The organism is Haloplanus sp. HW8-1 (assembly GCF_023703795.1).
GTDB classification, from domain to species: domain Archaea; phylum Halobacteriota; class Halobacteria; order Halobacteriales; family Haloferacaceae; genus Haloplanus; species Haloplanus pelagicus.
The window spans coordinates 1,202,087-1,221,724 of record NZ_CP098518.1; the positions used below are offsets into that span (position 1 = coordinate 1,202,087).

A 19,638-nucleotide genomic window follows, 5' to 3' on the forward strand; every position below is an offset into this window, starting at 1 on the left:
CAGGCCCTCACACGTCGACCGCGAACGGCTCGCGTTCGGCCGCTCGCCGAGCCATGGCCCCGAGCAACGCCCCCGCGTCGCGAAGATCGGTTTCGTCGATCACCTCGACCGGCGTGTGCATGTAGCGATTCGGCAGGCCGAGGTTCAGGGTCGGCGTCCCGCCGGCGGACGTATAGAAGGCGTCGGCGTCCGTGCCAGTACGGGTGCCCGCCGCCTGTAACTGCACGTCGACGTCCGCCTCGGTCGCGGCGTCCCGTGCCAGTTCGACGAGGACGGGGTGGTTGGCGCTCCCCCGCGTCACGACCGGTCCCGCCCCGAGTTCGACGGGGCCGCGCTGTTTCTCCGAGAGCCCCGGCGAGTCCGTCGCGTGTGTCACGTCCACCGCGACGACGGCGTCCGGCGCGAGGTCGACCCCGACCATCCGTGCACCCTGGAGACCGACTTCCTCCTGGATCGTGCTGACGGCGTACACCGTCGCCTCGACGTCCGCCGCGACCGCCCGGCGCAACCCCTCCGCGACCGCCCAGGTGCCGACGCGGTCGTCGATACCGCGGGCCGCCAGCCGCGACCCGTGCAGCTCCTCGACCGTCGTCGAGAACGTGACCGGATCGCCCACTGAGACCAGCGCCTCGGCCGCCTCGCGGTCGGTCGCCCCGACGTCGACGTACTGCTCGCCGACGTCGTCGTACTCCTCCTCACCCGTCTCCCGGAGGTGGATCGCCGTCTGCCCGATCACGCCCGCGACCGGGTCGTCGCCGTGGATCGTCACGTGCTGTCCCTGGGAGACGGTGCGGTCGGCGCCACCGATCGCCCCGATGCGGACGTAGCCGTCGTCGTCGATCCGGCGGACGATGAACCCCACCTCGTCCGCGTGGCCGGCCATGGCGAACGCCGTGTCGGCGTCGCCGTGGTGGACCGCCACCGCGTTGCCGTAGTCGTCGGTGTGTATCTCGTCCGCGAACTCGCTCACGTAGTCCAGCCAGACCCGCTGGCCGCGCGTCTCGAAGCCCGAGGGACTCGGCGTCTCCAGGAGGCGGTCCAGAAAGGCCCGCCGCTCCGGTTCCAGCGTCATGTGTGTCGGTACGAGGGGCGGGGCAAAACCGTAGCGATTCGACCGGTGACACGAGTACCCGGCGCGCGAGTCCGTGGGACCGACCGGGACCGGACGGTGTGGATCGTGAGACCGAATCACGAACCGAGCGCTCAAGGCGGTGATCCCCGTGGGAGACGGTAGTGACTCAAAACCTCGTTTCGGTGCTGTTCGGGGATTCGTTCGCGGTCACGAACGCGACCGGACTGGTCGCGTTCGCACTCGTCGGCTCGGCCAAGGCGATCCGCGAGGAGTTCGACCTGTTCGGAATCACGGTCGTCGGGCTAGCGACGGCGTTCGCTGGCGGGGTTACGCGCGACCTCCTCGTGAACCGCGTTCCACTCGCGCTTCAGTCGCCGGCCAAACTCGGCTTGGGCCTTCTCGGCGTCGGGGTGGCCGTCGTGCTGAGCGTCGTGTTGCGAGCCCCGGACGAGCATTCGGTCGCGGTCGTCGCCGACGCCGTCGGACTCGCCGCGTTCGCCACGGCCGGGGCGATCGTCGCGACCGAGGCGGGCGTCTCGGCGCCCGGCATCGTCGCCGTTGCAGCCATCAACGCGGTCGGCGGCGGCGCCTTTGCCGACGTCCTCCTCGATCGCTCCCCGTTCATCCTGTTCGACGATTTTTACAGCATTTCGAAGCGAAAGCCCCCCTTCAGGGGTGGGATGAAGCCGACAGCCGGCGAAACGTTGATTATGTCGGCGCTCGTCGGTTGTGGCGCCGAGTCCGAGGTAAGGATACGCACCCTTCGCGGGGGTAGATGAAGCCCGCTATCTCGGTCGGGGGCCGTACTGGCACGGCCCACAACCCCACCGCGTACGAGTGGGGAACCTCCCGCCGTGGACTGCCCGGCCTGTGGTCGGGAACCCCACGGCTTTAGCCGTGGGAGGATGTCAGGCAGGACTGGGACGTACCGACGGTACAGGACCTGCGATCCGGAGACGAGTGATCCGGGTGAACCAGGGTCACTCCCCTCCGGGACCGATCCGTCGGCGGTGTCTCGCTCACGCCGTCCGCCGACCACCGATCACTCGCCGTGTCGCGTCACGCAGGTCGACAGCCCCGTCAGCTCCACCGGTTCCGAGTTGTCCGGCGAGTACACCACCATCTGCCCTTTCTCCATGTACGGCACCTTGTCCTCCAGCGTCGACGGGATGTTGACGCTGCTGATGGCGTCCTCGTCGCCCAGGTTGAGCACGAGTTTCGTGTTCACCTGCTTGAACACCGAGTCGGCGATGTCCTGTGGGTCCTGCGTGATGAGAAAGAGGCCGAGTCGCTCCTTCCGGCCCTGTTTGGCCGCCTCGGTGAACTTCGCGATGACTTTCCGGGCCTGGACGCTCTCGGCGTCGGTCAGGAAGTTGTGTGCTTCGTCCATGCCGACGATCAGGGGCGTCTCCTTGATCCGGTCGTAGGTCGGATCGTTCGACAGTTTCTCGTCGACGAGCAGGCTGGCAACCGCCAAGACGACCAGTTCGGTCGCACGCGAGTCGGTGACGTGATACGTAGGAACGACCGTCAAGCCGCCGGGGCGGACGAGTTCGTGGACCAGGTCGGTCACCGGACGGGCGTCCCGGTCGAAGACCCTCGAGAAGGCGCTCCCGAGCGCCCGCCGACGCACGGCGTCGAACGTGGCCTCGTGGACCCGTCCCGACTCGTCCAGTTCCTCGCGGAGCGTCGGATCGTCGAGGTAGGACTTGAACTCGGCGTAGGTCCCCTCGTCGCCGTAGTCGCGGAAGAAGCGATCGAGTAGGTAATCGAGCGCCTGATACTGGTTGTCGTTGAGGCGGGCACCCGCGACCAGCCAGGGGCGGCGACGCACCATCCGGAAGGGAACGGTGAACGGGACCTGTTCGGCGCGGTGGTTGCCGCCGCCGTAGGACGCCCCCTCGACCGCCGGGACGAGGGCGACGGTGTCGTCGTGGCCGCCGTGGGCGATGCCCTCGCGGTCGAGGCGGCGGGCGACCCCGTCGGTCATCTCGGGGTTGTCGTCATGCATCTGGGCGTACTCGTCCTGCGGATCGAACTGGACCACCGCCGTCGGGGCCTCGCGGCCGTCGTCCATCGGATACGACGCGTCGAGATACTGCCGGAGGACGTTCTTCGAGGCGTGGGTCTTCCCCGACCCGGTGCCGCCGGCGACGAGCGTGTGCCGGAAGACGAGGGGGTCGCCGTCGGCGTAGTCGTCCCGCAACCGGTAGTCGATGGTCGGCGGCGAGGCCGCCGTCCGTACCGTCTCGCCCCCGACCGAGAGGTGACCGAGAAAGACGCCGTCGCTCGGGATGGCCAGTCCCGTCTTGATCTGTGCCGCGTCAGTCGCCTCGCCTACGACCGCGCCTGGTTTCGGTACCCGGTCGGTCATCCGCCGTTTCAGGTCCCCGTCCTCGGAGAACAACACCGCGACGGGATGGAGCGTCGCGACGAACTTGTAGTCACGTTCGGTGAAGTCGTCGCGGCGCATCGCTCGCCGGGCGTGGATTTCGGTCGCGTCGTCGGCCTCGAACTCCTGGGCGTACTCCAGGGCGGAGACCCGACAGAACAGCGTCTCGTCGTCCGGATAGGGGACGAGGACGTACTTGCCGAGCCGGACCGACTCGCGGTTGTCGCTGGTGACGAAGGCCTCGAGCGTCGTATCGTCGCCGTCTTCGGCGACGCGGAGCCCCCGCGAGACGGAGATGGAACCCAGGCCGTGGTCGCCACCGGCGGGCGAGACGTCGTAGGTCCCGAACGTCTCCTCGTCCGCCCCCGCCGGCGCCGTGCCGTCGTCGTCGGTCGTCGGCCCCTCGTCGTCGGCCGTAGACGGCGGGTCGTCCGTCGTATCGTCGGACGAGACTTCCGTGAAATCCCCCAGATCGGACATGTACACGACCACGGAGGTGAGGATGAAACGCCTTTCGACGACGGCCTCAGGTCGACTCCGCGTCGTCGCCCTCGTCGGTGCCACCCTCATCGTTCCCCTCGTCATCCCCGCATCTCACGGTCGTATCGTCCCCGCCGTCGCCCCCGACCATCGCATCGAGGCCGGCCGTCGGCGGTTCGCACACGTACAGGATCCCCTCGTGTGGAACGTAGAGACTGCCGTCCTCAGGGTCCTCGAACACGCGGGCGTCGAAGTCGATGGCGGTGTCGACGAGACCCGCGAGCGTGTCGATCTGGATCCGCGGGCGGTCGCGAACGGTCGAGGGGAGCCGTGCGGTCGTGATCCAGTCGTCGAACTCGTCCCGGGCCGACTGGAACGCCAGTGCCGCACGCTCGGCGTCGGAGACGGCGAACCGATCGTCGTACCGTCCGTACGCGAGTCCGACGATCCCGACGATCCCGGCGATCAGCGCGATCGGCCCGCCGATTCGGTAGGGTGGCCCGTACGTTCGCTGCCGTGTAACCCGCTCGGTCGTGGACCCATCGAGCGTCTCGCCCTCCACGGCACCGGGTTGGTACGTGGTCCCGCTAACCGACATCGGAAGCCGGTAGTCGGCCGTCCGCGATACATCGTTCCCGTTGACGCGCCCCTCCAACTCCACCGTCGAGACGACGAGCATCTGTACGGATCCGGGCGTTCCACCCAACCGCTCGGAGATGTTCGCCATCCGATCGTACGTCCGACTGACGTTGCGCTCGAACGCGAGTTCGACCGACTGACCCGGGGAAACGCCGGTCGTGCTCGCCGTCCCGAGTGGTTCGGTGAGCCGCCAGTATTCGACGCGCTCCCCGTCACCCTCCGTCGACTGCGCTTCGACGGCCCGGAGCACCAGCGTCTGCTGGATCGTCACCGCCAGCGCCCCGCCCTCCGTCGCCCGGTACTCGAATCGGAACGTCCCCTCGACGAGCGGACTGATCGAGAGGAAGTACGCGGGTCGGTCCGAGAGTTCGGTACCGATCGGATACAGCGGGTTTGACTCCGTCACCGCCGCGGCCAGTTCGTACGTCCCGTTGGCCTCCCAGGAGGACACCTGGCGTTGCTCGGTCGTCGTTCCGGGAGCCTCGTACGCGGAGTACGTCGCGTATCCGCCGCCAGCCGTCAGTACCACACCGAACAGGACCACGACCACGAACCAGCGGTCCAGCAGTATCCGTCCGCGCACCCCCCACTCCCGTGACATGTGCCCCCCTTTTCCCGGTACCCCTACAAGAATCTTGAGGGAGCAGGTCCCCGGATCAGCCGTACCGGTTCAACAGACGTCCGAGGGTCGAGACTCCGTCCCGCGAGCGCGAACGTGCTCGGAGCCGTCCGGAGCCAACGAGCCACGTCCCGAGCAGGTAGAAGGGGACACCGATGACGGCGTCGACGAGCACGACCGGCACCCACGGGTGGAGACGGTAACCGGCATCGATCACCGAAGTCGGCAGGATTGCGAGATACCGATACTCCGAGACGTACCGGCGATAGTAGCCCGTCTCCGGTGGAGCGGACAGCGTGATCGTCGCGTTCGTATTCGACCGGCCGGGGACGTGGAGTCGTTCGGGATCGGTCGTCACGCCCTCGCTCGCGGGCGTCAGATAGACCACGACGGGGACGAGGCCTGCGTTGGGGACGCGATAGGTGAGCGTCTCGGCGCTCCCCTGTCGGATGATCGTCGGACTCTCCGAGTCGAACTCAGCGCTCACGACGCCGAACTCTTGGGTCCCTCCGGGAACGACCATCGACGCCGTCGCGGTGAGGACGACCAGCGCCGCGAGTCCGGCGACGATGGTCCGTGTCGAGAGCCCCCGATCTCGGTCTCGTGACCGGGTCCGGTCGCGCTCCGAGCCGTCGCTCGCGAACAGATCGAACACGTAAAGCAGCGCCGAGAGTCCGAGCAATAGGTACGTGAGTCCCTGGGTTCCGAGCAGCGAGCGACTCCCCGTCACCGACGCCAAGAGTCGCTGGGTGTCGGTGACCGCGCTCTGCAGCCCCATCACCGCCGTACCCATGTGTGGGATCACGACGACCGAACCACCGACCTGCCACGCCTTGGCGACGATCTGGGCGTCCTTCACGGGGGGCTCGTCGCCGTCCTGGTCGGTGAAGGGATTGGCGTCGCCGCGGGTCACGTAGCCACGCTCCGTCTGGTCGACGACCCGGTGGGTCGTCAGACCACCGCCCTGGATCCGTTCGGCTCTGAACACGATGACGTCGCCTTCCTCGACGTGGCCGTCGATCGCGGTCGGAATGGCGACGAATCCGTCACCGGGATCCAGCGTCGGTTCCATGCTTCCAGTCTCGACGAATCCGAGCAACACCGGATAGCCGAGCACCTGTCCGGCGACTAACGCGACGACGACGAGAACGGCGAGTGCCTCGCCCGCGACCGAGAGCGTGCGTCGCGGTGACATTCGGGATACGGGACGCTGGCGCCGAACCGGTAAAAAACCCTCCGCCAGCCGGGGCCTCCCGGAGGCCGCTACCCGGTCGGCTCGTCCGCCGCCCGGTCGGCGCCGAACGGGCCCACCGCTAGGCTCACGTACGGACCGAGGAACCCGAGGCAGAATCCGAGTAGGTGTACGTAGTCGTTCGGGACGGTCGCCACGTGTGAGGTTCCAGCGCCGAACCCGACGACCGGGAATCCGAGACACGACACTGTCGCGACGACGAACAGTTCGAGCCAGCCTCGCGTCGACCCCGCCGTTCCGGGACGCCCGACTCGGCGACGGTCGATATCGAGGGCGCGAACGTAGTACGCGCCGAGTAGTCCACAGGTCAGACCGACCCCGAGACTCGTCGTCGACGGCGGCAGGGCGACGACCGTCGCGATCGCAAGCACGACGAAGAACACGGCGGGGGCGTGCCGGTAGTCGACCCACGGGACGAGCCTGGATCGGGCGTACAACGGGAGCAGGACGGCGAGAAGACCCGCGAACGCGGCGGTCACGCCCGAGAAGCCGTAACCGACGGCGCGTCGGGGGACCGCGAGATTCAGCGCCGAGAGCACGGGCGGGAGCGCCAGCAGGTACGTCGCCGTCGCGGCACCGAACAGTCGCCGTCGATCGGCGAGCGTCGCGAGCAGGTACGAGAGGCCGGCGAAAACCACGTATCCGAGCAGGTTGGACGCGAGGTGTGAGACCCGGAAGTGGACGAAATGTGCCGTGAACGCCGTCGAGAGGGAGGGATCGGTGTAGACGAACGTCAGCGACTGGCGGCGCGACTCCGGCAACAGAAAGATGCCGAGTACCGCTGCCGGCACGGCCGCGAGCGCCGCGCAGTCCCGCATTCGGACGAGGCCGGCGACGACGACGCGGAACGGGGGGTCGGCGGCGGAGCGAAGCGACACGGATCGGTCACTCTCCCTCCCCACCGCGTTGCCGGCGGACCAGCCAGACCACGAGCACTGCGACGAGGGCGAACAGCCATCCCATCGACGACAGCGAGAACGTCGCGGGTTCGCCGACCGGCTCTCCCGCCCGGTCCGCGGGAGTCGGTGACGGTGGGGCCGACGAGGGAGAGAGTGCCGGCGGCCCGCTCGCCGCTCCCTCCACCGGTGGGTCGGCAGCGCCCGACGCGGTACCGGGCGATCGGGAGGTGATCGAGGCCGGCGTCGACCTCGGTGCGTCGACGACGAGCGTCCCCGAATCGACGCCGCCGACGCTCACCGCGTACCGTCCCGGCGATTGAGGGGCGACGGCAAACCGGATCGTCGTCGACTCGCCGGGGGCCAGTTCGACGGCACGAGCTGCGGTCCGCTCACCGTCGAGCGAGACGACGAACGTACGCTCGCCGGGGACCAGGCCGTCGTTTCTCACCGAGACCGTCGTCGTCGCCGACTCGCCTAGCGTGACGGTCGAGCGGGACAGGTCGGCACCGGTGACCCGGAGAGCGGACGCCCGGACGCCAACCACGAACGTCGAGAACCCTGGCGACTGGGCTTCGAACACCACACGGCCGTTCCGCGTGCCGACGTGCCTCGCGTCGAGGGATCGCCAGCCACGGCCGTCGTTGCGTCGCACTACGAGGCGGTCGACGGTGGTCCGTCTGGCGTCGAAGTAGGCCGGCGCGGCGCTGAACCGGAAGGCGGCGGACTCGACAGAGCCACCGTCCTCCACCTCGACTGCACCGAGGGGTCTGACGCCGACATCGGCGTCCGGACGCGCCGTCCCGTCGAGTACCCGTACGTCGACCGACATCGGCCCGCCGTCACCGGTCACGATCAGTTCGTCGAGGGTGAGCGTCCCCGTCTCGACGGCGTCGACTACCAGTCGGTCGGCGTCGAGCGTGACCGGCGCCCCGGCTGGAGCGTTCGTCACGGTGAACTCCCGAACGTCGTTGCTCGGCGCGTACGTCCGAATCGAACGGACGGGACCGGACGCGGGAGCGACGTCGGCTGCTCCGACTTCGACGTCTTCCGGTTCGGCGATTCGGGCGTGGACCGTGAGATCCGCCAACAGTTCGTCGGTGGACCCGGTGGCGTCGATCCGCATCCCCACGGTCGCCGACTCGTCGGCCGACAGAACGACGGCGTTCGACTCCGATTCGATCGGCCGGCCGCTCGCTCGGACGGTGATCGACTCCGAGTTGTGCGTGAGCCAGATCCGCGCGAATCGCTCGCCACCGTAGTGAACGACGAACACGTCGTCGACGGTCGTGAGGGTACCGTCGCCGACGCCGTTACCGTGGAGGTTCGGATTCCTCGGGGTGAGATCGACGACGAGGTCGCCGTCGACGACAGAGGCGTAGGCGCCGTTCGCCCCCGACGACGGGGAGAGTGACACGTCTTCACCGACGGGATCCGTCGACCCGGGAGCGAGCGAGGCGCCGGTTCCGACGGCAACGGAGACCGCCGACAGCGTCAGGACGATCACAGCGAGACGCGAGATGGCTCGACTCATCGGACTGGCATCGGTGGACGAATGGATTCCTACCGCTTCAGAGTACGGTGATTGAACCGATTCTCACACCCATTGAACCGATCGTCGAACGACAGCGACTCGCTCCGATCACATGTCGAGACATGTAACACGTCGAGAGCGTCCCAGCGGACGAACTCGTCGGGAAGCCGACCCTCCATCCAGCGTCGTTACCGTGTCCCGGTCGCGAATGGGCCGGACGGCTACTCGGCGGTCGACGCGCCGCCCAGTTCGCCGATCGAGGTGACCTCGTAGCCCTCCCCCAGTCCGCTTGCTGCGTCTTCCGCAGCCGTGGTATCGAGAAAGTACAGTTCGGCGATCTGCGGCGGTCCCGCGGGATCGGACCGTTCGTAGAGAAGTGTGGCGGATAGACTCCCGGTCCCGTCGCCAGTGTCGACAGTCGCGCCGGTGACGTCGTGAGCCGGACCCTCCGATAGACCGTCGAGCGGGAACCGCACGTCCCAGGTCCCGTCCTCGTCGGTATCGACCCGCGTGCCGCGTCTCTCTGGGACGTGGAACGGCAGTTCCTTCGGCTGTTCCTCCGTGTAGAGGATCGGTGTGTCCTCGATCGTGTTGGTCCCTTCGAGCCGGATGCCCCGAGCGGTCGGGGTCGGAGTTGGGTACTCCCCGGACCACGCCGAGACGGCGATGCCGCCCCAGTCGTTGTTCCGGGTAGTGATCCCGTCGAGCCGTACGTCCACGCAGTTCGTGAGGAACACGCCGGTACCGCCGGTGGAACCCGCGTTCTCGTTCGCTCCGTCGGCGACGACGTTCGTCAGCTCCGCACCGACGACGCTGTTGAGATCGATCTGGGAAAGCGACGATCCCGCAACCGTGACGTCCGCGAGGCGGACGTTCTGGCATCCTGCGATCTTGAGCCCGAAGTACGACGCCGGATAGGAGTCGTCGGCCGACGGTTGTACCGGCCCCTCGAGCGTGAACGATTCGAGCGTGGTGCCGTTCGCCTCGACCTGGAACCCGTACGGGTTCGTGAACTGCCCGTCGTCGCTCGCGTCGATGACGACACCGCTCCGACTGGTTCCACGGATCGTGAGGCCGGTCGTTCCGTCGACCACCGGCCGCTCCTCGTAGGTCCCCGACTCCACGACGATCAGGTCGCCGTCGGTCGCGCCGTCGGCGCCGTTGACCGGGTTCGTCCCGTCGATCGCATCCTGAATCGCGTTGAATCCCGGACGGTCGCCGAGGGTCTTGCTCACCAGAACCGCGTCGGGGTACGCGGGGAGTTCCTCGCCCCCGTCACCCGACTCTCCGATGGTCACGCCGAACGCCTCCTCCACCGCGGTGACCTCGTTCGGGGTGAGCACGTCGGCCAGCCACCCCGGGTCGGTCTGCAGGATCCCGCGGGTTGTCCGGTCGAGGACGTCGTTCGGCGTCCCGGACTCGAAGCTCTCCCAGGTGGTGCTGGGTGTCCCCTGGCTCTGATACAGCGCCCGCATCGGCCCGTGTCTGTCGGGCATTACGTGGCCTCCCCCGTGACGGTCATCGTGTCGTCGATCCCGATATCCGGACTCGTGCCGCCCGGGAACGCGTCCACGACGAGGCTGTACGTTTCCGCGTCACCCGGCGTGAGCGTCACCGACGGGAAGCTCGTCTCCGGAACGAGCAACACGATGAGCGTGTTGCCCGAGTCCGTGTCCACGAACGTCAGCGGCGTGATCTCTACCTCGATCTCCTGGGTCCCTTGGTTGCGGACCTCGAAGAGGTCCGCGATGACGGTGACCGCATCGGTGTTGACGCCCTGGCCGCCCGCGCCGGTGGCGTTGTCGCTCGTGAGATCGATACCTAACTGGCCGTCGCTCGTGTCCGTATACGGCGCGTTTGGGCCGGTGGCTTCCAGCGCGAGGAACGCGTTCGCGTCGTCGGCCACCTGAACCGCGACGTCGCGGTCGGCCTGCACGCTCGTGAACGCGCCCGTTCCGGTGACGATCGCCCCGCCACCGCCCAGTGCCCCCATCGCCGCGAGGAGTTGTCGTCGATTCATGAGTAATCGAATCTCCCGCCCGGGCGGGTACGTCGTTCGTTCGATCGCTGTCCGGCGTACCCTCCCGGGAGAAGCCCACCGGCGGAGTCGAACCGCCGTGCTCCGAGTGGGCGAATCGGCTCGTGTCTCGATCCATCCGCCGACGGTCGCGCTCGTAGTCCGGCGGCGTACCATCGGTCCGCGGTTGTCCGCAGGAGACACCAGCACCTCCGCACCTCAGCACGTCACCTCCGCATCCGCGTTGATCACCAGCGCCTCGCCGTCCCCGCCCGGCCGCGTGGCAAACAGGTCGTCACCGTCGGAGACACCGTGAGTTCGGACCACGAATCCCACGCGGGTCGACTCCCCCACGTCGAGACAGACGGCCTCGTCCCGCCCGACGATCCCTCGACTCGGATCGCCACCCCGGAAGAACTCGATCGCGGGGTCACCGGTCGCCGCCACCGCGGCATCGACGGTCACCCAGACGCCGACCGATTGGGTTCCGGCGTTTCGGATCTCGAAGACGTCGTCGAGGACGGTCGTCGCGTTCCGGTTGACGCCCGTTCCGCCGCCGAGGGTCGGGTTTTCCGCACTCAGATCCAGCGACAGTACCCCATTCTCAGTCCGGACGTACTCGCCGTTCGAACTCCCCTCGCAGGGGCCGAGTTCGAGGAACGATTCGGTGTCGCTCGCCACTGCGACCGACACGCTGCGCTTGGCTTCTGCGCTCGTGAACGCGCCCGAACCGACGGCGCCGCTCGTGCCCGCCATGGCGCCGAAACCGAGCAGCAGTCGTCGTCGTTTCATGGTCGTGGTCGCCGTCGATCGAAGCCCACCGGCGGAGTTGAACCGCCTCGCTGCGACCCCCAAAGGTCGGAGGTGCTGCGTGCCAGCGTGGGGGAAGGTCGTACCGGTCGCCGAGGTGCTCGCGGCTACAGGTCGGCGAAGGTTGCTGCGGCGCGGAACGTCACTGGCGTCGAATTGATCGTCGACGTGTCGGGCGATCCGAAGAAGAACGCACCGACGTTGTTTAGCGTCTCACCCGGGGTGAGGTAGACGAGGTCCGGGTTCCCGTCGCTGTCGGCGTCGGGAGCGGTGTCGATGTTCAACTGACCGTCGTTGTTGTAGTTCCCGGCGCTGGCATCGTAGTTTGAACCGCTACCCGACCCGGTGAAATCGGGGTCTTCGTGGTAGAGCGCGAAATTGGCGTTGGTGAGCGTGGTTCCACTGCCATCGCCACCGTAGCCGACGTAGACGCCCTGCGTCCCCTGGTTCGTGATCCTGAGGAGGTCGTCGAACTCGGTGGTCGCGTTGTCGTTGATCCCCTGGCCGTTGCCCGGGGCGTCGGTACTCGTGAAGTCGAGACTCACGGCGTTGCCCGACGTATCCACGTATTCGTTGGCGTTCGGGCTGTTGCTCTCGGGCTCGATAGCCAGGAACGCGTTCGCGTCGTCGGCGACGCTGACGCTGACCGTCCGATCCGCCTGCACGCTGGTAAACGCACCCGTACCGATGGTGGCCGCCCCGGCGGCGGCGAGCGATCCCATCCCGGCGATGAACTTGCGTCGTTGCATGGTTTTTCAGTCGCCCTCTCGGGCGAAGCCCACCGGCGGAGTCGAACCGCCGTGCCCGAACTTCGGCGCTCCTGCGTGGGTGTGGCGGGCCTACGGGGATCCGCCGTTCTCCGCGACGAAGGTGACCGTTCCCGACAGACTCGCGGGTCCCTGTCCCGTCGTGTCGACCTCAAGGTCGAGGACGATGCTGTCTCCGGGCGCGAGCGTGTACACGTCGACGTTACCAGCGTTGCTCCCGTTGTAGGCCAGTTGGTCGGATCCGGCGGACCCACCAGTCTCGGCGGCGTTGGTGGAGTCAGTCGATATCGTTACCGACGCACTGCCGGTGTTGAGACTCGAGATGTCGACCCAGAAGTTGACGTTCTGCGTGCCCCGGTTGGTCACCAGCAACAGATCGTCGATCCGTGTCACCGCGTCGGGATTGAACCCATCTCCCAGGTCGCTCGTCCCGTTCGAACTGCTGAAGTCGAAGCTGATTTCGCCACTCGACGGGGATCCGGTCACGTACGCCTGGGAGTTTGCGCTCCCGGTCACCCTGTCGAGTCCCAGGAAAGCGTTCGCGTCACCGGCGACCTGCACGGCCACACTTCGGTCGGCCTGAACGGTCGTGAACGCGCCGGTGCCGACAGTCGCCGCTGCTCCAGCTGCGACCGATCCTATCGCCGCGATGAACTTTCGCCGTTGCATGTGTGCCACGTGCCCCGTCCGGAGCACGTCTGTCCCCTGCACATCCTCCCTCCTTGTTGTAATCCGATTGAATGGATGATAACGGCCCGTAGATCCGCTTCAACGGGACGTTGACGTGTTCCAAGGACAGTTTGATCGCTTTCAGGGCGGGACTGAGCGACGGCTGGCCGTTCCTGAAACGACAGTCGGCAGCGGTTACTTATGTAGCGTGCCGGGATTATTCCTTCCCGAAACCGAAGGGGGAACTTCGAACGCATGAGCCTTGCACGAGACGACGTATACGAAGTACTGAGCAACCGACGGCGGCGGTTCGTCATCCACTACCTGCGGCGGAACGACGCGCGGGCGGCGCTGGGGGCCCTTGCCGAGCACGTCGCCGCGTGGGAGAACGACATCGACGTCGCCGCGGTGGGTTCGGATGCACGTAAGAACGTCTACACGTCGCTTCAGCAGTTCCACCTGCCGAAGATGGAGGACCTGAACCTGGTTCGCTTCGATCGGCGGGCGGGAGAGGTGGAACTCACCGACGAGGCCGACGAGGTCGACGTCTACCTCGAAGTCGTCGAGGGGAACGACGTGCCGTGGAGTCTCTACTATCTCGGGATGGGGGGACTGGCGGGACTCGTGACACTCGGCCACGCGCTCGGGGCACCCATTCTCGCAGGGTTGAGCGATGCCAGCTGTGCCATGTTCACGATCACGGCCATCGCGGCACTGGCCTCGATCCACACGTACTACACGAGAAAGATGCGCCTGGGATCCGACGGAGCACCACCAGAGATCGACGGATGAGTCGTCGGGCCCGGCATCTCGTCGCGATACTCGCCCTCTGTGTAGCGGCGAGTTCGGCGCTTGGTGTCGGGAGTTACGGTTCGGTAACCGCCGATCGAGGGCTCTCGGTCGCCATCGTCGATAACGACGACGCTTACATCGGATTCGCGGACGACCTGCAGTGCGGGATGGGTCACGGTGTCGGCGACAACGGGGAGTTCGTCAGAAACCAGTTCGTCGGCGAGACTGTCATCGATCGGTTCGTCGTGCGGGCGACCGCCGGTGGCGGCGAGGTTCGCGTCGGGACGGGCGGACCGACCCACCAACTCGCCTCGGGGCAATCGGTGACCCTGACGTTCGTCGGTCCGTACCGCCCCGGAGACGGCGCCGATATCCAGGTAAAACCGCCACACGGCAACGTTTCGGGCGCCGACAGCCTGACCGTCCGCGTCCTCGATGCCGTCGGGGCGAACGTCTCCGTCTCCGGGCCGGTACGGACGTTCGACGTCGACTGTCCGGACGGCGGACCGTCGAACGCGACGGCTGGTGAGACGGGACACGAGGCCGTCGGGACGCCCCGAGCGCGCGGCGGGTGATCACTTTTGTATCCGCGGAGACTACCCTCCGGGCCGTGACCAAGACTAGCTCGACCCCAAGTGCCCTCGCCGCCGCACGTCTGCCATGACCAAGCGGGCGCCGGAGCTCCACCGGGAGGCCGAGGAGATCATCGACCGCGTCGACCTCCCACCGACCCACGCCCTCTCGGTTGCGGGCGCCCGCGACGCCCTCCGTGACCTGCTCGTATCGGAGACGCCGCCGGACGACGACCTCACCGTTCGGGACCTCTCGATCCCCGGGCCGGGCACCGATCCCGAGACGCCACTCCCGATTCGGACGTACTCACCGCCCGGCGAGGACCATCCGGTGCTTGTCTACTTCCACGGCGGCGGGTGGGTGCGCGGTGATCTCGACACTCACGACGGGCTCTGTCGACTACTCGCGGAACGGGTAGAGTGTACCGTCGTGTCCGTCGACTACCGTCGAGCACCCGAACATCGGTTCCCGGCCGCGGTCCACGACGCCTACGCGGCGACGGCGTGGGCCGCCGAACACGCGGGGATCGTCGGCGGTGACCCGGATCGGGTGGCGGTGGGCGGAGACAGCGCCGGGGGGAACCTTGCGGCTGCAGTGACGCTTCTGGCTCGCGAGCGCGGCGGCCCCGACGTTGCCCACCAGGTGCTCCTCTATCCGGCAACCGACCACGCTTTCGACACCGACTCCTACGCAGAGAACGCCGAGGGGTATCTGCTCTCGCGGGCGAGCATGCGGTGGTACTGGAATCGCTACCTCGGCGACGCTCTCGACGGCGCCAATCCGTACGCCTCACCGTTGCAGGCGCCGGAGCTTGGGGGTCTACCGTCCGCGACGGTGATCACGGCGGGCTACGATCCGCTCCGGGACGAGGGAGCGGCGTACGCCGACCGCTTGCGCGCGGCGGGTGTCCCGGTCACTCACAAGAACTACCCGGAAATGGTCCACGTGTTCGCGTCCTTTCCCGACCTGGATCGGGCAGTGGACGCGCGCAGCCTGATCGCGGCCGATCTGGGCGCCGCCTTCGGACGGGAGTGAGCACCGGGCTGGATCGCCACTGGCCCGCCGGCAGTTCTCATCCCCGAGAGTCACCACACACGTCTTTTACGTCGGGGCCGCGTACCGAAAATCGATGTTACTGATCCGTGGGATGGGTGGGGATACGACGCTCACCGGGACCGTGTACGAACGGGGCGAGCGGGCCCCGAGCTTCCAGGGAGCCCCGGACGAAGACGCAGCCTACGTGTGGGTGTGCGACGAGTTCTACGAGGTGGAGAGCGGCGGCTCGACGACGCAGATCGACGGCGAGGAGATTCGGATCGCCTTCGAATCGCCGATGCCTCGCGGGTTCGACACGCGTGACCAGGCGATCGAGGCCGCGAAAGAGCACCTGCGAACCCAGTTCGCCCGGGTCGGCGTCCCGGAGTCGACGGTCGCCATCGAGATCGAGAAGGCCGACCCGATCGACTGATCCGCTTCCCCGCGCCCGATCGTAACCGGCCGACCGCGGCTCAGAACTCCTCGCCCCAGCGGTGGTCGTCGTACGTGCGGACGAACGGGGAGTCCAGGCGCTCTTCGAACTTCCGGCGTAACGCGGCCTTCTCGTCGACGCCGATTCGGGCGAGCGCGTCCGCTCGCTCGACGACCGGGGGTGGCCCCCTCGCGGTCGCCACGTCGCGAAGGATCTGTCGGGTGAGACGGTCGCGTGCCGCGGCGTCGCGGGTCAGCCCCGCTGGCGCCTCGATCCGGTAGCACAGATCCTCGCGGGGGTCGTAGACCACGAAGAAGGTCAGTTCGTAGTCGGCGGGGTCGCGCCGACGGTCCACGCCGAGGGCGTCGCCGTCGGCTGCGAGCGTCCGGTCGGAGCCTCCACGGGAGCGGAACCAGTTGGTGAACGCGAGTCGGTCGGTCCGCCGGTCCTCGCCGTCCGATTCGAGCAGCCGTGTGAAGAACGCGGTGTCGTCGACCCACGGCGCGTCGACACCCCGATCGCGGAGCGTCCGAGTGATCAGCTTCGGCGAGGGGTTCTTGACGAAGCCGGCGATGGCGGCGCCCCGGTCGAGGAATCGCTCGACGAGACGGACGTAGTTTCCGACGATGGCGCGGGGTTTGGCCTCCGTCGCCAGCGCCCCGAGTTCGGCGTCGCGATCCTGCCAGTTGAGGAGTTCCTTCGGGTAGAGCGGGCCGTCGAGGAGGAGACAGTCGTCGACGGCGTCGGCGTGTTCGAGGGCGTGAGAACTCTCGGCCAGATACAGGGCGAGCGCGTGAACGACGCCTTCGGCGTAGCGATTCACTCGGGGCGCGTGGAGGATCTTGCGCCGGAAGTAGCCCTCGTCGCGACGCACCCAGTCGGTGCCGAGCGCGAGCGTCGGGTCGTTGGCGTGGACGGTCGTCACCAGGCTTCGCGCGCGATGGAGGTCGAGGTCCGACGGTTCCGCGGCCATCGCGGCGTGGGCCACGTCCAGTACCAGGCCGTTTTTGAACGTGGTCGGGTTGATCGTCCCGGAATCGAGACCGTGGACCGTCGGGTAGGGCGGCTCGATCAGTGCCACGTCGTCGACGAGGACCGAGCGCAGGCGGCGGTCGCCGACCGGCTCGATCACCACCCGTCCGTCGGCGCGGAGCGGGTCGAGCCACTCCTCGAACGCCGTCCGTGCCAACTCGTCGTGGTCGGTGTCGTCGACCCGGCGACCGAGAAGGGCGGCGAGGTCGGCGATCCCGTCGACGTGGACCGGATCGAGAGTCATGACCCACCCATCGGTCGGCAGCACAAAGACACTCCGGATCCGTTCGCAGACGGCACGCTCATACCCCCTCGGCCGGATAGGGGAAATATGGATACGGCCGCGGTGGCGTTCGACCTCGACGACACGCTCGCCGTCACGAGGGTCGACCGCGAGACGCTGCTGGCGGAGGCGATGCGTGCCGTCGACGCACCTCCGCGCTCGCGGGAGGCGTATCTCGACGCTCACGCCGACAACCTGACAGAACGGAGCCGGGAGCCGGTGTTCGCGCGGCTCCTCGACGAGTTGGACACCGGCGCCGACGCCGACGCACTCGCTCGCGCCTACCGGACCCGGGTGAACGACTCGCTCGAACCGGTGACCGGCGTCGAGTCGATGCTCGCCACCCTCCGGAAGCGGTACCGTCTCGGCCTCCTGACGAACGGACCGGTCGTCGCACAGCGATCGAAGCTCCGGACGCTTGGGTGGACTGACACCTTCGACGTCGCGCTGGTCACGGGCGAACTCAGCGCCGGCAAACCCGACGCGGCGGCGTTCGAGGCGCTCCTCGACGCCTTGGACGCGGACGCCGACGAAACCGTGTTCGTGGGCGACGACGTCGGTGCCGACGTCGGCGGCGCGGTGGCCGCCGGCATCGACGCGGTGCAGGTTCTCTTTCCCGGCGGTCCCGCCCCCGATCCGGCGGCGTTTGCCCACGTGGAGCGTGACGACCTGGCGACGCGGCTTCCGGCGATCCTCGACGCACGGTAGCCACCGAATCAGCGGCTCGTGACAGCGGCTTCGACGACGGCGAGCGCGCGCTTCACCTCGGCACCGTTCTCGACGAAGACGATCGACTGCGGCGGCTCGACTGCCTTGGGACGGCGACGAAGTCCGACGTCGGTCGCGGCCTCGACGACGGCCTCGGGAGCGACCCGGAAATCGAGGCGGACGCGCTCGGGGTGGACGAACGCCGTCGCCAGTGGCTCGCCGTCGGCGCTGACCGCGTAGGCACGTCGTCCGTCCGTCGTCGGCTCGACGTCCGGGTCGGCGTCGGTCACCGTCACCCCCGCGAGCCGTCCCTCGTGACCGACGAGATCAGAGGCGAGTAGCTGGGCGATCCGCATTCCGTCGGAGAGGCTGGTCTCGACCATACGACCCTTTGAGAGCGGAAGGCTTTCAACGCTCCCCGTCGCTGCCACGGTCGCCAACGCGAGTGTCTCCCGACACGATCCCGCTGACAGTATAGCAATAGTTATGAAAGCGGAACCGAAGCCTACACGATGACAAGGATGAACGTGGGAGCCACCGCTCGGGTCGCCGGAGGTCGACCACTGGATGGCGACTGATCGCGGCCGTGACCTCCTCGTCCCCGTCGGCGACTCGGAGACGTTGCGGCGGACGGTTACCTACGCGGTCGAGCGGGCCCACGAATCGGCCGACTCGACCGACGATCCCGTGGCCGTACATTTCATCTTCCCCGCACGCTGGCGGATCTACGAGACCGACCGGGAGAGCGTGGCCTCGGCGTCGTCGCTGCTGGAACGGGCCGTCGCCTGGGCGACGGAGGATCTCGAGGAACTGATCGGCGAGGACCACCCCCCGACCGTCACGTTCGAATCCGCGACCGTCGGCACCGACGAGTACGTGTTCAGTCCCGGCGACTTCGCAGCGGTCGTCGGTCGCTACGCCGAGGCCAACGAGGTCGACCGGATCGTCGTCGACCCCTCGTTTCGCCCCGGCGGGAACGTTCCGCTCCTGCGCTCTTTCGAGGCGGAACTCGCAGAACGCGGCTTCGACGTGCTGGAGGCGCCCGTCACTCGCCGGACGAGCCGTCGCCTCCCATTCACCGAGATCGGTTTGCGCGAACTGTTCGTGGTGTACGCCGCCTCGCTCCTGTTTTATCTCGCCCTCGGGGGCTGGCACGTCACCGACGCCTACGAACTGGTCACCGGCGTCGCGACGGCGGCCGTCGTGACGCTCACGCTGGCCCGCGTGTCGATGAAAGGCGAACTGCCGCGACTCCGGTATGTCGGCGCGACCGTCCTCCGGATGGCCATCTACACGCCGATCCTCCTCTGGGAGATCACGAAGGCAAACGTCGCGTTGGCGTACGTGGTCCTCCATCCCGACCTGCCGATCGAGCCACGGACCGTCGAGTTCGACGCCGCGGTCTGGGGCGACATGCCGGTTACGACGCTTGCCAACTCGATCACGCTGACGCCCGGGACACTGACCGTCGACGTGAGCCGACAGCACTTCATGGTCCACGCACTCATCCCGGGCGCGGAGGACGATCTCCTCGAAGGCACGCTCGAACGCTTCGTCCGCTTCGTCTTCTACGGCCGGGAGTCCGCACGCATTCCGTCGCCGCGCGAACGCCGCGACGACGAGGGAGAACGCTGA

At 67.8% G+C, this 19,638-nt stretch carries 20 protein-coding genes; 7 read left to right on the top strand and 13 right to left on the bottom strand.

Annotated elements, in window-relative coordinates; genetic code table 11:
• Positions 1-7: 7 nt before the first annotated feature.
• Complete coding sequence (locus tag NBT82_RS06410; RefSeq protein WP_251331364.1) at positions 8-1,066, bottom strand: M20/M25/M40 family metallo-hydrolase; 1,059 nt, start codon at positions 1,064-1,066, stop codon at positions 8-10.
• 167 nt (positions 1,067-1,233) lie between these two features.
• Between NBT82_RS06410 and NBT82_RS06415 the strand changes: the two genes are divergently transcribed.
• Positions 1,234-1,851, top strand: coding sequence for a trimeric intracellular cation channel family protein (locus NBT82_RS06415; RefSeq protein ID WP_251330722.1), 618 nt, complete (start codon positions 1,234-1,236; stop codon positions 1,849-1,851).
• Between the two features lie 263 nt (positions 1,852-2,114).
• On the opposite strand, the gene NBT82_RS06420 is transcribed toward NBT82_RS06415, so the two are convergent.
• From NBT82_RS06420 to NBT82_RS06465, 10 genes are all read right to left on the bottom strand, one after another.
• On the bottom strand, positions 2,115-3,944 hold the full coding sequence (locus NBT82_RS06420; RefSeq protein ID WP_251330723.1) for an ATP-binding protein: 1,830 nt from the start codon (positions 3,942-3,944) through the stop codon (positions 2,115-2,117).
• 46 nt (positions 3,945-3,990) lie between these two features.
• The gene (locus NBT82_RS06425) at positions 3,991-5,184 is read right to left on the bottom strand and encodes a DUF5305 domain-containing protein (RefSeq protein ID WP_251330724.1); all 1,194 of its coding nucleotides are present in this window, start codon (positions 5,182-5,184) and stop codon (positions 3,991-3,993) included.
• A 55-nt stretch (positions 5,185-5,239) separates the two neighbouring features.
• Positions 5,240-6,397: a signal peptidase I gene (locus NBT82_RS06430; protein ID WP_251330725.1), complete on the bottom strand. Its 1,158-nt coding sequence runs from the start codon at positions 6,395-6,397 to the stop codon at positions 5,240-5,242.
• Between the two features lie 68 nt (positions 6,398-6,465).
• Positions 6,466-7,332, bottom strand: coding sequence for a rhomboid family protein (locus NBT82_RS06435; RefSeq protein WP_251330726.1), 867 nt, complete (start codon positions 7,330-7,332; stop codon positions 6,466-6,468).
• A gap of 7 nt (positions 7,333-7,339) precedes the next feature.
• Complete coding sequence (locus NBT82_RS06440; RefSeq protein WP_251330727.1) at positions 7,340-8,884, bottom strand: CARDB domain-containing protein; 1,545 nt, start codon at positions 8,882-8,884, stop codon at positions 7,340-7,342.
• A gap of 221 nt (positions 8,885-9,105) precedes the next feature.
• Positions 9,106-10,380, bottom strand: a complete 1,275-nt coding sequence (locus NBT82_RS06445) for a right-handed parallel beta-helix repeat-containing protein (protein WP_251330728.1) — start codon at positions 10,378-10,380, stop codon at positions 9,106-9,108.
• Complete coding sequence (locus tag NBT82_RS06450) at positions 10,380-10,904, bottom strand: DUF1102 domain-containing protein (RefSeq protein WP_251330729.1); 525 nt, start codon at positions 10,902-10,904, stop codon at positions 10,380-10,382. The genes NBT82_RS06445 and NBT82_RS06450 overlap by 1 nt, the downstream gene beginning before the upstream one ends.
• A gap of 216 nt (positions 10,905-11,120) precedes the next feature.
• Positions 11,121-11,693: a DUF1102 domain-containing protein gene (locus NBT82_RS06455; protein ID WP_251330730.1), complete on the bottom strand. Its 573-nt coding sequence runs from the start codon at positions 11,691-11,693 to the stop codon at positions 11,121-11,123.
• A 125-nt stretch (positions 11,694-11,818) separates the two neighbouring features.
• Positions 11,819-12,460, bottom strand: coding sequence for a hypothetical protein (locus NBT82_RS06460; protein WP_251330731.1), 642 nt, complete (start codon positions 12,458-12,460; stop codon positions 11,819-11,821).
• 90 nt (positions 12,461-12,550) lie between these two features.
• Positions 12,551-13,189, bottom strand: a complete 639-nt coding sequence (locus NBT82_RS06465) for a DUF1102 domain-containing protein (RefSeq protein ID WP_251330732.1) — start codon at positions 13,187-13,189, stop codon at positions 12,551-12,553.
• A 213-nt stretch (positions 13,190-13,402) separates the two neighbouring features.
• Between NBT82_RS06465 and NBT82_RS06470 the strand changes: the two genes are divergently transcribed.
• The 4 genes from NBT82_RS06470 (at position 13,403) to NBT82_RS06485 (ending at position 15,980) form a co-directional block, all read left to right on the top strand.
• A complete protein-coding gene (locus NBT82_RS06470; protein WP_251330733.1) occupies positions 13,403-13,939 on the top strand; it encodes a DUF7344 domain-containing protein in 537 nt (178 codons plus the stop codon).
• A complete protein-coding gene (locus NBT82_RS06475; protein WP_251330734.1) occupies positions 13,936-14,514 on the top strand; it encodes a hypothetical protein in 579 nt (192 codons plus the stop codon). The genes NBT82_RS06470 and NBT82_RS06475 overlap by 4 nt, the downstream gene beginning before the upstream one ends.
• 85 nt (positions 14,515-14,599) lie before the next feature.
• The gene (locus NBT82_RS06480; RefSeq protein ID WP_251330735.1) at positions 14,600-15,547 is read left to right on the top strand and encodes an alpha/beta hydrolase; all 948 of its coding nucleotides are present in this window, start codon (positions 14,600-14,602) and stop codon (positions 15,545-15,547) included.
• Between the two features lie 94 nt (positions 15,548-15,641).
• A complete protein-coding gene (locus tag NBT82_RS06485; protein ID WP_251330736.1) occupies positions 15,642-15,980 on the top strand; it encodes a DUF7113 family protein in 339 nt (112 codons plus the stop codon).
• Positions 15,981-16,020: 40 nt separating this feature from the next.
• Here NBT82_RS06485 and NBT82_RS06490 read toward each other — a convergent pair whose 3' ends face one another.
• Positions 16,021-17,256 (bottom strand): DNA double-strand break repair nuclease NurA, encoded by a 1,236-nt coding sequence (locus NBT82_RS06490; RefSeq protein ID WP_251330737.1) that lies wholly within the window; start codon positions 17,254-17,256, stop codon positions 16,021-16,023.
• A gap of 87 nt (positions 17,257-17,343) precedes the next feature.
• Here NBT82_RS06490 and NBT82_RS06495 point away from each other — a divergent pair, with 87 nt between their 5' ends.
• Positions 17,344-18,003: an HAD family hydrolase gene (locus NBT82_RS06495; RefSeq protein WP_251330738.1), complete on the top strand. Its 660-nt coding sequence runs from the start codon at positions 17,344-17,346 to the stop codon at positions 18,001-18,003.
• Between the two features lie 8 nt (positions 18,004-18,011).
• Here the strand turns inward: NBT82_RS06495 and NBT82_RS06500 are convergent, their stop codons facing one another.
• Positions 18,012-18,386, bottom strand: a complete 375-nt coding sequence (locus tag NBT82_RS06500) for a DUF7993 family protein (protein ID WP_251330739.1) — start codon at positions 18,384-18,386, stop codon at positions 18,012-18,014.
• 184 nt (positions 18,387-18,570) lie between these two features.
• Here NBT82_RS06500 and NBT82_RS06505 point away from each other — a divergent pair, with 184 nt between their 5' ends.
• Positions 18,571-19,638: a monovalent cation/H+ antiporter subunit E gene (locus tag NBT82_RS06505; protein ID WP_251330740.1), complete on the top strand. Its 1,068-nt coding sequence runs from the start codon at positions 18,571-18,573 to the stop codon at positions 19,636-19,638.

What these genes read in the sequence shown, in the direction of transcription:
- NBT82_RS06420 (WP_251330723.1), bottom strand. Translation starts at nt 3,944, where the DNA reads ATGTCCGATCTGGGGGATTTCACGGAAGTCTCGTCCGACGATACGACG.
- NBT82_RS06425 (WP_251330724.1), bottom strand. Translation starts at nt 5,184, where the DNA reads ATGTCACGGGAGTGGGGGGTGCGCGGACGGATACTGCTGGACCGCTGG.
- NBT82_RS06430 (WP_251330725.1), bottom strand. Translation starts at nt 6,397, where the DNA reads ATGTCACCGCGACGCACGCTCTCGGTCGCGGGCGAGGCACTCGCCGTT.
- NBT82_RS06440 (WP_251330727.1), bottom strand. Translation starts at nt 8,884, where the DNA reads ATGAGTCGAGCCATCTCGCGTCTCGCTGTGATCGTCCTGACGCTGTCG.
- NBT82_RS06445 (WP_251330728.1), bottom strand. Translation starts at nt 10,380, where the DNA reads ATGCCCGACAGACACGGGCCGATGCGGGCGCTGTATCAGAGCCAGGGG.
- NBT82_RS06450 (WP_251330729.1), bottom strand. Translation starts at nt 10,904, where the DNA reads ATGAATCGACGACAACTCCTCGCGGCGATGGGGGCACTGGGCGGTGGC.
- NBT82_RS06455 (WP_251330730.1), bottom strand. Translation starts at nt 11,693, where the DNA reads ATGAAACGACGACGACTGCTGCTCGGTTTCGGCGCCATGGCGGGCACG.
- NBT82_RS06460 (WP_251330731.1), bottom strand. Translation starts at nt 12,460, where the DNA reads ATGCAACGACGCAAGTTCATCGCCGGGATGGGATCGCTCGCCGCCGCC.
- NBT82_RS06470 (WP_251330733.1), top strand. Translation starts at nt 13,403, where the DNA reads ATGAGCCTTGCACGAGACGACGTATACGAAGTACTGAGCAACCGACGG.
- NBT82_RS06475 (WP_251330734.1), top strand. Translation starts at nt 13,936, where the DNA reads ATGAGTCGTCGGGCCCGGCATCTCGTCGCGATACTCGCCCTCTGTGTA.
- NBT82_RS06480 (WP_251330735.1), top strand. Translation starts at nt 14,600, where the DNA reads ATGACCAAGCGGGCGCCGGAGCTCCACCGGGAGGCCGAGGAGATCATC.
- NBT82_RS06485 (WP_251330736.1), top strand. Translation starts at nt 15,642, where the DNA reads ATGTTACTGATCCGTGGGATGGGTGGGGATACGACGCTCACCGGGACC.
- NBT82_RS06490 (WP_251330737.1), bottom strand. Translation starts at nt 17,256, where the DNA reads ATGACTCTCGATCCGGTCCACGTCGACGGGATCGCCGACCTCGCCGCC.
- NBT82_RS06495 (WP_251330738.1), top strand. Translation starts at nt 17,344, where the DNA reads ATGGATACGGCCGCGGTGGCGTTCGACCTCGACGACACGCTCGCCGTC.
- NBT82_RS06500 (WP_251330739.1), bottom strand. Translation starts at nt 18,386, where the DNA reads ATGGTCGAGACCAGCCTCTCCGACGGAATGCGGATCGCCCAGCTACTC.
- NBT82_RS06505 (WP_251330740.1), top strand. Translation starts at nt 18,571, where the DNA reads ATGGCGACTGATCGCGGCCGTGACCTCCTCGTCCCCGTCGGCGACTCG.